General features: G+C 43.7%; 12 protein-coding genes. All 12 read right to left on the bottom strand.

Annotation, left to right across the window (positions count from 1 at the left end; all coding sequences use genetic code 11):
* A partial coding sequence (locus CVV21_01755; GenBank protein ID PKL92506.1) for a hypothetical protein occupies window positions 1-837 on the bottom strand: 837 nt, incomplete at its 3' end.
* A 174-nt stretch (window positions 838-1011) separates the two neighbouring features.
* A complete protein-coding gene (gene rdgB, locus CVV21_01750; protein PKL92505.1) occupies window positions 1012-1611 on the bottom strand; it encodes a non-canonical purine NTP pyrophosphatase, RdgB/HAM1 family in 600 nt (199 codons plus the stop codon).
* A gap of 3 nt (window positions 1612-1614) precedes the next feature.
* Window positions 1615-2328: a ribonuclease PH gene (locus CVV21_01745; GenBank protein PKL92504.1), complete on the bottom strand. Its 714-nt coding sequence runs from the start codon at window positions 2326-2328 to the stop codon at window positions 1615-1617.
* Between the two features lie 16 nt (window positions 2329-2344).
* Window positions 2345-2710 carry a 6-carboxytetrahydropterin synthase QueD gene (gene queD, locus CVV21_01740; protein PKL92503.1) on the bottom strand — a complete coding sequence of 122 codons (366 nt, stop codon included), beginning with the start codon at window positions 2708-2710 and terminating at the stop codon, window positions 2345-2347.
* Between the two features lie 34 nt (window positions 2711-2744).
* On the bottom strand, window positions 2745-3539 hold the full coding sequence (locus tag CVV21_01735; GenBank protein ID PKL92502.1) for a glutamate racemase: 795 nt from the start codon (window positions 3537-3539) through the stop codon (window positions 2745-2747).
* 16 nt (window positions 3540-3555) lie between these two features.
* Window positions 3556-4677 (bottom strand): 4Fe-4S ferredoxin, encoded by a 1122-nt coding sequence (locus tag CVV21_01730; GenBank protein PKL92501.1) that lies wholly within the window; start codon window positions 4675-4677, stop codon window positions 3556-3558.
* A gap of 133 nt (window positions 4678-4810) precedes the next feature.
* Complete coding sequence (locus tag CVV21_01725; GenBank protein ID PKL92500.1) at window positions 4811-6379, bottom strand: citramalate synthase; 1569 nt, start codon at window positions 6377-6379, stop codon at window positions 4811-4813.
* Between the two features lie 70 nt (window positions 6380-6449).
* Window positions 6450-6629 (bottom strand): hypothetical protein, encoded by a 180-nt coding sequence (locus CVV21_01720; GenBank protein ID PKL92499.1) that lies wholly within the window; start codon window positions 6627-6629, stop codon window positions 6450-6452.
* A gap of 10 nt (window positions 6630-6639) precedes the next feature.
* On the bottom strand, window positions 6640-7875 hold the full coding sequence (locus CVV21_01715; GenBank protein PKL92498.1) for an aspartate kinase: 1236 nt from the start codon (window positions 7873-7875) through the stop codon (window positions 6640-6642).
* 30 nt (window positions 7876-7905) lie between these two features.
* Window positions 7906-9099, bottom strand: coding sequence for a cofactor-independent phosphoglycerate mutase (locus CVV21_01710; protein PKL92497.1), 1194 nt, complete (start codon window positions 9097-9099; stop codon window positions 7906-7908).
* 165 nt (window positions 9100-9264) lie between these two features.
* Window positions 9265-10506: a hypothetical protein gene (locus CVV21_01705; protein PKL92496.1), complete on the bottom strand. Its 1242-nt coding sequence runs from the start codon at window positions 10504-10506 to the stop codon at window positions 9265-9267.
* Window positions 10507-10533: 27 nt separating this feature from the next.
* Window positions 10534-11595, bottom strand: a complete 1062-nt coding sequence (locus tag CVV21_01700) for a threonine synthase (GenBank protein ID PKL92495.1) — start codon at window positions 11593-11595, stop codon at window positions 10534-10536.
* Window positions 11596-11605: the final 10 nt, after the last annotated feature.

Raw genomic sequence — 11605 nt, 5'->3', positions numbered from 1 at the left:
CATTCCCATATCATCAGCGGGCATTCCCATGTCATCGCCCATGCCCATATCGTCCATTCCCATATCATCAGCGGGCATTTCTTCGCCCGGTAATCCTACGCTTTCATCTTCAAGACCCATTTCCGAATCCATCCCAAGATCATCCCCGGGCATTCCTTCTAATCCCGGCTCTGCCATCATGTCCATGCCCGGCTCTTCCATCATGTCCATGCCCGGTTCTGCATCCATACCCGGTTCTGCCATCATGTCCATGCCCGGCTCTTCCATCATATCCATACCCGGCTCTGCTTCTATACCCGGTTCTGCCATTGAATCCATTCCCGGGAATTCCGCGCCCGGTTCCGGTGCTAAAGGCGCTTCAATTGCCGGCTCTGCAACAACAGCTGCTTTCTTAGGTGTTGCCTTTTTCTTTGCAACTTTCTTTTTAGTAACAGGTTTCTTTTTAACAACAGTATAAGGTTTAACACGATACTGTTTAATTTCAGCTTTTGCATATCTGCTTTGCGGTATTATCTGGCCTTCCTGACCTTCGCCAAGAAGGTAACTGTCAACGACTTTAACGGCAGACATTCTGTCAAATGACTGAACAACTTCTACCTGAACCTTACCATACTTGCCTTCCACATAAAACTTATCCCCAACTTTAACGCCCTGGGCTTTGCCCATATCCACATATGAATACTGTTTATTGGCATCAGCAACGCCTATAATTTTGGCGGTAGCCTTAAAATCTGTCTTATTAGTTTTTGAAGATAGGACTTCCTGAGATGCAAAAATGGTTATATTAAATATAAACAGGAAAACGCATGCAAACGCCGCAGCAGATAATCTTTTCATGTATCCTCCGAAACTATACTTTATTTTAAGTGAGTAAAGCCATATTATATTATTTACATTTTATTGTCAATAAAAATTTTTGTTAATTAAAATAGGGTTTCAAAGCCAGATACACACCTTTAAAACCCTTTAAAAATATAGCGTTTTTACAGGTTAAAAAAGTTAAATAGTTTTTTACTTTAACTCTTTCTTTATAATCTCCCACGCTTTTGCCGCAGCTTTTCTTCTGTGAGAGACCTTGTTCTTCTGCGAAAACGTCATTTCGGCAAACGTCCTCTTTGTCGGTACATAAAAAAACACAGGGTCATAACCAAAACCCTGTTTACCTGTCAAAGTTTCACTTATATACCCGTTCACCCTGCCTTCGGCAAAAGCTTCCCTGCCATCCGGGAAAACAATACAAATGACTGTCCTGAAAGATGCCTTTCTTTGCGCCTTTTTTACGCCGTTCATAAGTTTTAACAGTTTAAGATTATTATCATTATACGTGCAGCCCGGGCCTGCAAACCTGGCTGAATAAACACCGGGCGCCTTTGCCAGATATTCCACTTCAAGCCCTGAATCATCCGCGATAATAATCCTGCCTTTTGACATTTTTCTTACCGCACGCGCCTTAATTGCCGCGTTTTGTGCAAGGGTTTCGCCGGTTTCTTTGATATCGCCTTTAAATCCTATTTCATCAAGGGTTAGAACCTTTACCTTATTGCCTTTAAAAATATGCGCTATTTCAAGCGCCTTATTCTTATTATTGGAAGCAAGGATTATTTCGGTCATTTATTAAATCCCCAGCGCTTTTTTCTGTATTTTAAACAGTTCTTCAATTCCCTTTTTACCGGAAGCTATCATGGCGTTTAATTCTTCCGTTGTGAAAGGTTTTCTTTCCGCCGTGGACTGAAGCTCTATAAATTTACCGGACCCCGTCATTACTATATTCATATCCACATCCGCGCTGGAATCTTCCTTATAATCAAGGTCAAGCAGCACTTCCCCGTTTTTCATGCCCACAGAGACCGCGGCTATTATTTCGTTTACCGCCGAAGACTCTGTTTCCCCGCTTTTCATAAGTTTTTCTGCCGCGTCATACAGCGCCACATACGCGCCGGTAATGGCGGCTGTCCTTGTGCCGCCGTCCGCCTGCATTACATCCGCGTCTATTATTATTGTGCGCTCGCCAAGTTTCTTAAAATCAATAACCGCGCGAAGCGACCTGCCTATAAGCCTTTGTATTTCCTGCGCCCTGCCGTTGGGTTTGCCTTTGGCCGAATCCCTTTGATTTCTTGTATTGGTGGAACGCGGCAGCATTGAATATTCCGCAGTCACCCAGCCTGTTCCCTTGCCTTTTAAAAATGGCGGCACGTCATTTTGAACCGTGGCCGTGCATATAACTTTTGTATCGCCGAATTCCACAAGCACAGAGCCTTCCGCGTATTTCATGAAATTGCGGGTAATCTTAACTTCCCTCATCTGATTTTTGTCCCTGTTGCCTCGCATAAAACCACCCGCTTTTTTATTTGGTATATGAGACCATTGCCTTTTCCGATTCGTAAACGCTTACCTTACAGACCTGTGCTTCTTTTACCTCTTTTTCAAGTTCTTCATAAATAAACCTTGCTATGTTTTCCGCGGAAGTGTTGTTGACCTTAAAAAAAGGCACATCGTCATTTAAATACTTATGGTCAAGATATTCAGTGACTTTCTTAAGGGCCGCTTTTAAGATATTAAAATCCACGGCAAGGCCGTTTTTTTCCAGTGCCTCACTTTTAAAATACGCTTCCACCGCGTAATTATGGCCGTGCAGGTGCTCGCATTTGCCTTTATAATCCCTTAAATTGTGCGCTGACGCAAAAGTATCTTTTACCATAAGTTCGTACATTTGAAACCTCTGCTGTTTTTTTTAATACAGATACCTAAAGGCTTATCTTTTTTGCCTTTATCATTTTGCTCTTTAAAAACATCTTCCCCACCCTGTTAAATGTAACCGGAGTATCAGTTACATAAAAAGCGGAGCTTTTTGAATTGCCTTTTTTTGACAACTGGTTTTTCATTATTATAAGGTTGGATACCACTGCCGCAGTTTCTTTCGCGGAATCTATAACGCTTATGCCCGGCAGAATCTTTTTAATAAGCGGTTTTAACAGCGGATAGTGAGTGCAGCCAAGCACCAGCGTGTCTATTCTTTTGCCTTTAAATGGAAGCAGGTAATGCTTTAAGATATCCTCTGTTTCTTTTCTGTCAATCCAGCCCTCTTCCACAAGCGGAACCAGTAAAGGCGCGGGATTTGAAAACACTTTTATGTCCGGATTATACTTTCTTATTGTTTTTTCATAGATTCCGCTTCCTATTGTGGCTTTGGTTCCAATAACGCCTATCCTTTTATTTTCAGTGGCCGCTACCGCAGCCCTGGCGCCCGCGTCAATTACGCCGATTATATTAACGCCAAACTTCTGTTTAATCTCATTTAAAGCAAGCGCGGAAACGGTGTTACACGCCACCACCACTATCTTTACGTTTTTTTTAAGCAGAAATCCGGTATTTTCAACAGAGAAACGGATTATGGTCTCTTTTGTTTTTGTCCCGTAAGGCGTCCTTGCTGTATCCCCAAGGTAAATTATTTTTTCATCCGGCATGGTTTTCATAAGTTCTTTAACCACTGTAAGCCCGCCAAGCCCTGAATCAAATACGCCGATTCCTTTATTGTTCATATGCGCTCCGTATCTTTTATAGTTCTATCAGTTCGTATTGCCTTGTTCCCATTCCAAGTTCTTCGGCATGCTTTAACTGCGCCTGCCAGTCCATCCTGGGATGCACCATCCGAAACTTGTCATTTTCCGCGTGTTTCATATCATATCCGTCTTTACCTGACACGTTTGACATAATGACAGACGCCTTGTTGATAAGGTCCGCAGACGCCGCGTCAAGGGCAACGGGGTCAAACGAACCAAGTATACCTATATCAGGTACAAGGTATTTATCGCTTGAAGGAGCGCAGTCGCATTCGGGAGTAACATTGATTACAAAGTTAAAATAAAAAACCGCTTTCTTTTTATTTTTAACCGCGGCTGCCGCGTATTCAGCCATTTTTTCCTGCATTACGCTTACATCCACATCCCAGTTGCTTTCAATGGCATCAAACCTGCAGGCCGCAATACATTCGCCGCAGCCCGAACATTTATCCGGAATATTAACCGCCTTATCGCCGTTTATTTCAATCGCGTTAAAATTACACCACTCCACACATTCAGCGCAGCCTGTGCATTTATCACTTAAAAATTTTGGCACCTGTCCGGAATGCTGCTCCTGTTTCCCGGCCCTGCACGCACCGCCCATTCCAAGGTTTTTTAACGTCCCGCCAAAACCGGTCATCATGTGCCCTTTGCAGTGCGATACCACAACCATCTTTGGCGCCCAGTAAATAGCTGAAGCTATTTTTGCGTTCTTAATATGTTTCCCGTTAATTTCCACATTCACAAAATCCGTCCCCATAAGGCCGTCTGCAATTATTACAGGGGCGCCTGCTGTCTCTATGGTAAAGCCGTGCTTAGCGGCAATATTATGATGCTTTACCGCATTATTTCTTTCCCCCACATATAAGGTATTGCTGTCGGTTATAAAAGGATTTCCGCCGCACATCTTTATTCTGTCAACAATTGCCCTGTAATAAACAGGTGAAACAAACGACACATTCCCGTGTTCACCAAAGTGTGCTTTCACGGCAACCAAATCGCCTTCCTTTATAATACTGCCCGCCCCTGACCGGTCAAACATCTTTTCAAGGCGCGACAGAATACTGTCATTGAAATGTTCCGCTCCAAACGGCGTAAAGTAAACTTCTGACTTCATTTTAAACTCCTGTTATCAAAAATATGATGAAAAAAAACTCATACAACCGGGCAATTACAGGTACAAAACATTAAAACAGAAGAGCCGGACAGCGCGGGAGCGCTATCCCTACAAATTCAAATACGAAAACTTATTATTTTTTTAACAGCTTATATTCCACGGAATCCACAAGCGCAAGCCAGCTTGCTTCTATTATATTTTCCGATACGCCTACCGTTGTCCAGACATCGTTTTTGTCGGAACTTTCAATTAAAACGCGCACCTTTGCGCTTGTACCCGCGGACCCTTCAAGCACCCTTACCTTAAAATCCACAAGGTGCATGTCTTTTATCTTAGGGTAAAACTTTATAAGCGCTTTCCGCAAGGCGCTGTCAAGCGCGCCCACCGGGCCTATCGCGTCCGCAACCGTGTGTTCAATCTGGCCTTTAACCTTTAACTTTACCGTCGCTTCGGATACCATTACCCCGCTTTTATCTTCAACTATCACTTTAAGCCCTTCAAGTTCAAAGAATTTATGATGCTTTAACATACTCTTCTTTAAAAACATTTCAAGCGACGCGTCCGCATCCTTGAATTCATACCCTTCTTCTTCCATCTTTTTTATCTGAACAATAAAGTCTTTTGTACGCGGGTCATCTTTAGGAAGGTCAATACCCCACTGTTTTGCTTTAAACATAAGCGAGCTTGCGCCTGCCTGGTCCGATATCAGTATCTGCCTTGTGTTTCCCACAAGTTCCGGATTCATGTGTTCATACGCGCTTGCCTCTTTTAAAACCGCGTTCGCGTGAACGCCGGCTTTATGCGCAAAAGCGTTCTTGCCTGTAAAAGGCTGCCTGTCATCCGGCGGAATATTTGCCACTTCAAAAAGAAAGTGAGAAGTCTCCGTAAGTTTTTTTAAGTTTCTGGCGGGAATTGTTTCATATCCCATTTTAAGCGACAGAATGGGGATTATGGACATAAGGTTGGCGTTGCCCGCCCTTTCCCCAAATCCGTTCATTGTCCCCTGCACCTGCACCGCGCCGCTTTTTACCGCCATTATGGAATTTGCCGCAGCAAGTTCGCAGTCATTATGCGTGTGAATGCCCACTTTTATTTTTACTGAATCAACAACCGCCTTTGTTATTAATTCTATTTCGTGCGGCAGGGCTCCGCCGTTAGTTTCACACAGGCACAGGCAGTCTGCCCCCGCGTTCTGCGCGGCTAAAAGGCATTTAATCGCGTATTCCGGGTTGTCCTTATACCCGTCAAAAAAGTGTTCCGCGTCAAATATAACTTCTTTCTTTTTTTCCTTAAGGTACGCCACGGATTCATAGATGACTTTAAGGTTTTCTTCAAGCGATATTCCAAGTATTTTTTCCGCATGAAGCGACCATGTTTTTCCAAAAATAGTTATTACCTTTGTGCCGGCTTCAAGAAGCGAATTTAACGTGGCATCATCCTGAACTTTATTTTTAGCGCGCCTTGTGGATCCAAAAGCCGTAAGTTTAGCGTGCTTTAATTCAAGCTTTTTTGCCTTCTTGAAAAACTCAAAATCCTTGTTATTTACGCCCTTCATGGGCCAGCCGCCTTCTATATAATCCACGCCAAGTTCATCAAGTTTTTTTGCAATGGTCAGCTTGTCCTCAAGCGAATAGTTTATCCTTGCGCTCTGAGACCCGTCCCTTAAAGTTGTATCATAAACAGATATCTTTTTTGCCGCCATTGTATTCTCCTGAAAAAATTTAAATGTAAAATCAGTTTTATGTCCGGTGTACTGCGGTCAGTAAATACCGTTATTTCAGTACAATTTTTAAAATAATGTAAAAAACTGCCAGCAGGACATATATTACCGCAAGCACTTTTAAGTGCCAGGCTACAGAAAATTCAGCTTCTTTTTTCTCTTTTTTCGGTTCTACAGGCGCCTGTTTTGGCTCTGCAGGCGCCGGAACTTCCTGCTTTATATTATCTTCCATAATACACCCCTTATTTTTTTGACCCGCTTTTTTTGCCAAGGCCAAAAGCAGCGTGAAGCGCCTTTACCGCTTTTTCCGTATCTTCTTCAGCCACAACACAGGATATCTTTATTTCCGAAGTGGAAATCATGTTTATGTTCACTTTGGCGTCAGCAAGCGCGCCGAACATCTTGGAGGCAATTCCGGTATGTGTCCTCATTCCCACGCCCACCGCGGAAACCTTGCCCACTTTTTCATCAACTGAATATCCGGCCGCGTTGGTTTTTTTGACAATACCTTCCACAACTTTTATTGTTTTTTTGATGTCTTTGCGTATTGTGGTAAAAGAAACGTCGGTTGTCCCTTTATCACTTACGTTCTGAATTATAATATCAACATTTACGCCAGCATCCGCAAGCGTTGAAAATATCTTTGACGCCACACCCGGCCTGTCAGGAACACCCTTTAAAGTCACCTTTGCTTCATTCTTGCTGTATGTTATTCCGCTTACAACTATTTTTTCCATTTTGGATTCCTCCTTTTTAATTATTGTCCCGTTTGTTTCGGTGAATGTCCCCCTTACATGAAGCACCACGTTGTAATTCTTTGCAAATTCAACGGAGCGGTTATAAAGCACCTGGGCGCCGCTGCTTGCAAGTTCAAGCATCTCATCGTATGAAAGAAAATCTATTTTAGAAGCATCCGGGCATACTGCCGGATTTGTGGTTAAAACTCCGGGTACGTCCTTTAAAAATTCCGCCACGTCCGCCTTTAAAGCGTGCGCCAAAGCTACAGCAGTTAAGTCCGATCCGCCGCGGCCAAGAGTGGTGATATTTTCTTCTTCTGTAATTCCCTGAAAACCCGCCACAACCACAACTTTGCCTTCTTTTAAAGCTTTCTTTATTTTATTAATACCCTCAATCGCTTTAATCCTTGCCTGTGTGTGAGACCTGTCAGTTATTATTCCCACCTGCTGTCCTGTAAAAGAAATCGCGGGGCACCCTTTATGATTAAGCGCCATACTCATTAAAGCAATTGACTGCTGTTCGCCCGTGGATAAAAGCATATCCATTTCGCGTTCCGGCGGATTGTCTGATAATTTTTCCGCGAACGTCACAAGGTCATCTGTTGTGTCGCCGGGGGCCGAAACCACAACAACCATGTCGTTGCCCTTTTTTTTCATTTTTATAATCCTGTCGGCAACGTGAAGCATTTTTTCCGGCGTGGCAAGCGATGCGCCGCCGTATTTCTGAACCACTAAAGGCATATGCTCCTCCTGTATATTAAATATAAAACCTTATATTTTTTCCTTTATAAAATCTTCAAACAGTTCCCACGCCTTTTCATAATGGCATCCGCTTTTTTCATTTATCTGCTTTTCGGAATATGCCGGCACCGTATTATTAAAATCGTTTCTTGTGTCATAAATTACAAACGGAACCGCTTCTGCCGTATGTGTGCGTTCCGAAATGGGGGTTGCGTGGTCCGACGTTATCATAAGCCTGCAGTCCCCGATTTCATTTATGCCGTCCATAACCGTCTTTACCACTTCAGAATCAAACTTTTCTATCGCAAGCACTTTGCCTTTATAATCGCCAATATGGCCCATCTCATCGGTTGCTTCCACGTGCACATAAACAAAATCACATTCTTTAAGCGCCATAAGCGCGTACTGCGCTTTGCCTTTGAAATTTGTGTCTATAAAGCCTGTAACGCCGGGCACGTTTATTACTTTAAGCCCCATTGCCATGCCGATGCCGTTTACAAGGTCCACAGCCGAAATTACCGCGCCTGAAATTCCGTATTTTTCCTTAAGCCCCGGAATTTCCATACGCCTGCCCTGCCCCCACAGCCATATCATATCAGCTGTGTTTTTTCCCGCGGCACGCCTTGCGGCGTTTACGGGATGATTTTTTAGTATTTCACGGGAACGTTCCATCAGGGAAATAAGTTCTTTTGCCAATGACCCCTTTGGCATGTTATCGTTTATCTTTTTACCGGTTATATCATGCGGCGGAACACCAATAATATCTTCGCCGCCTTTTGTCACCATTATGTGCCTGTAACTTTTTCCGGTATAAAATTTAAAAGCGCCGCCGCCAAGCTGCGCTTCAACGGATTTAATAAGTTCATCGGCTTCCGCGGTGGTGATATGCCCGGAAGAATAATCTTTCATTAAGCCGTTATCTACGCTTACCAGGTTGCACCTGAAAGCCACATCGTCGGGTTCAAGATTAAGGCCCATGCTTGAAGCTTCCATAGGGGCGCGCCCCGTATAATGCAAAACGGGATTATTTCCAAGAACAGACATATTTCCAATATCAGAACCCAGCGGATAACCATCCACCAGTGTTTTTACCATACCGCATTTTGACCGCCTGAAAACGGAATCCATACTGGGTTTAAAAGCAGCTTCAAGCGGGGTCTTGCCGTTAAGTTCCTTAACCGGCCTGTCTGCCATTCCGTCGGCAAGGAGAATTATATATTTCATATATTTACCATCCATTTAGTAGAGAATCAAAAATTATCCCATAAACTATTAACCAATATCCCATAAATAAAACCTTAAATAAACTTCAACTGCCGCACCCTAAAGGGTGCGCCTACCAAACCGAGCTGCCTAGCTGCCTAGCTGCCTAGCTGCCTAGCTGCCGCCTTACTCTTCCTCTTCCTCATCTTCTTCTGATTTTACTTTTTCCTCTTCAAGCCTTAAATCTTCCACGTCTTCTTCTTCAACAGCTTTTTTCTTTACTGTTTCGCCTTCTTCATCTTCTTCACCTTCAGTTGTTTCTTCCTCTTCTTCTTCGCCCTCTTCGCCTTCAACAGCCTTTTTCTTAAACTCTATATGGCTTATGAAACTTTTTCTTATCTCCCTGACGTCGGCCTTTGCCTGAACCGCCGGTTCGTATTCCTTATTTATCGCAATGGCTTTCTTGTAAGAATCTTCAGCTTCCTTAAACAGGTTGATTTTTTCCTGAGCCTTGCCCATGCCGTAGTAAGCTTCATAAAAATCCGGTTTTAATTCAACAGCCCTCTTAAAATGCGCGATTGCTTTTTTGTAATAACCTTTTATAACAAGGGCGCCCGCGTAATTGTAATGGGCTCCGGCGAAATTCTTATTTATTTTTATCGCCGCTTCAAACTGGTTCAGGGCTTTATCAAGCATTCCCTTTCTAAGATATGCAACGCCAAGGTTGGTGGCGGCTTCCACGTAATGCTGGTCAAATTCAAGCGCTTTTTTAAAAAATTTAACCGCATAGTTGTAAGCTTCATCGTCTTCAACTACATCGCGGCTGTCAAGATAAATAAGGCCCGTGGCGTTATGCAGTTCCGCAAAGTTCGGCTCGTAAATCATGGCCTTTCTTAATAACTGCAGCGCTTCATCGAACTTTTTATCTTCGCGAAGCATTTCCGCAAGGTTCAAGGAAGCCCTTACAAAAATGTGATTGTCATTATCAAGTTCTATTGCTTTGCGGTAAAAACTTTCAGCAGCAGCCCTGTCTTTTTTTATTTCAAACGCGATACCCATGTTGTGATAAGCTTCGGAATAATCTTCATCCGCTTTAATTGCCCTTTTATACATGTGAATAGCGTGATTATTCTGCTTCATTGCCGCGTAAGCAAGCCCGGCAAAATTATAGGATTTGGCGTATTCCGGTTTTAGCTTAATCGCCTTTTTAAAATCCTTAAGCGCGTCCTTATAGTTATGCGCAAGGTACTTTGTATATCCGGCGTTGTAAGCCTTAAACGCCGCGGCTGATTTTTTTTCGCCGCCCTGAAGCTGCGGGCTTTTTCCGCCTGCGGCTTCTGTTCCGCCGCCCTCCGGTGCCTGCGCCGCAAAAACAGAAACACAAAAGGTTAATATAATCCCCGCGATAAACAATACTTTTTTCATCATAATCCTCCTATAAGTGTGCAGTATTTCTTATTTTATTATCTTCATTATCTGCTTTAATTCCGCTTTTACAACTATCGGTTTGAATTCCACATTTTTAATGGCGCAGTCCGGGTCTTTGATTCCGTTGCCCGTAAGCGTGCAGACTATTTTTAATTTTTTCTTTTTAGGAAGGTTTTTCTTTCCAAATTTTAACAACCCCGCAAAAGACGCCGCGGATGCCGGTTCCACAAACACGCCTTCTTTCTGTGCAAGCAGTTTATACGCGTTTATTATTTCGGCATCGGTTACCATGTCTATCATTCCGCCCGACTCGTCGCGCGCCGCAAGCGCCTGTTTCCAGCTTGCGGGATTTCCTATTCTTATTGCGGTTGCAATAGTGTCCGGTTTTTCCACCGGTTTTCCAAGTACAATAGGCGCGGAACCCGCCGCCTGAAAGCCCCACATCTGCGGCAGCTTTTTTGATTTTTTATCGGCTTTATACTCTTTGTAACCCATCCAGTAAGCGGTTATGTTTCCCGCGTTGCCCACAGGTATGCAGTGGTAATCCGGCGCGTCGCCAAGAAAATCCACAACTTCAAACGCGGCCGTCTTCTGCCCCTGTATCCTGAAAGGGTTAAGCGAATTTACAAGTTCTATCGGAAGCTCTTCGCAGACTTCGCAGACAATCCTAAGCGCGTCATCAAAATTGCCTTCAACGGCAATAACTTTTGCGCCATGTATAAGCGCCTGTGAAAGTTTGCCCAGCGCGATGTATCCGTTTGGAATTACAACATAACTTGTAATGCCCGCGCGCGTTGAATAAGCCGCGGCTGAAGCCGAAGTGTTGCCCGTGGACGCGCAGATAGTGGCGCGCGCCCCTTTTTCAACAGCTTTGGAAATGGCCATTGTCATACCGCGGTCTTTAAAAGAACCGGTGGGGTTTAAGCCTTCGTATTTGCCGTATAATTCTATATTTTCGCCAATCATTTTTTCAAGCCTGTAAAAGCGTATAAGCGGCGTGTTGCCTTCGTTTAATGTGATAACCGGTGTCTTCCTTGAAACCGGCAGATATTTTCCGTATTTATTGATAAGTCCCGTGTAGCGCTCCATTTTATTCAGC

The organism is Candidatus Goldiibacteriota bacterium HGW-Goldbacteria-1, from assembly GCA_002839855.1.
In the GTDB taxonomy this organism is placed as follows: domain Bacteria; phylum Oederibacteriota; class PGYV01; order PGYV01; family PGYV01; genus PGYV01.
The sequence above is the reverse complement of the archived record's forward strand: the minus strand, read 5'-3'. Positions and strand labels throughout refer to the sequence as shown.

Excerpts from the sequence above, each read along its gene's own strand:
- CVV21_01735 (PKL92502.1), bottom strand. The coding sequence starts at position 3,539 with ATGAACAATAAAGGAATCGGCGTATTTGATTCAGGGCTTGGCGGGCTT.
- CVV21_01725 (PKL92500.1), bottom strand. The coding sequence starts at position 6,379 with ATGGCGGCAAAAAAGATATCTGTTTATGATACAACTTTAAGGGACGGG.
- queD (PKL92503.1), bottom strand. The coding sequence starts at position 2,710 with ATGTACGAACTTATGGTAAAAGATACTTTTGCGTCAGCGCACAATTTA.
- CVV21_01710 (PKL92497.1), bottom strand. The coding sequence starts at position 9,099 with ATGAAATATATAATTCTCCTTGCCGACGGAATGGCAGACAGGCCGGTT.
- CVV21_01705 (PKL92496.1), bottom strand. The coding sequence starts at position 10,506 with ATGATGAAAAAAGTATTGTTTATCGCGGGGATTATATTAACCTTTTGT.
- rdgB (PKL92505.1), bottom strand. The coding sequence starts at position 1,611 with ATGACCGAAATAATCCTTGCTTCCAATAATAAGAATAAGGCGCTTGAA.
- CVV21_01715 (PKL92498.1), bottom strand. The coding sequence starts at position 7,875 with ATGCCTTTAGTGGTTCAGAAATACGGCGGCGCATCGCTTGCCACGCCG.
- CVV21_01745 (PKL92504.1), bottom strand. The coding sequence starts at position 2,328 with ATGCGAGGCAACAGGGACAAAAATCAGATGAGGGAAGTTAAGATTACC.
- CVV21_01700 (PKL92495.1), bottom strand. The coding sequence starts at position 11,595 with ATGGAGCGCTACACGGGACTTATCAATAAATACGGAAAATATCTGCCG.
- CVV21_01730 (PKL92501.1), bottom strand. The coding sequence starts at position 4,677 with ATGAAGTCAGAAGTTTACTTTACGCCGTTTGGAGCGGAACATTTCAAT.
- CVV21_01720 (PKL92499.1), bottom strand. The coding sequence starts at position 6,629 with ATGGAAGATAATATAAAGCAGGAAGTTCCGGCGCCTGCAGAGCCAAAA.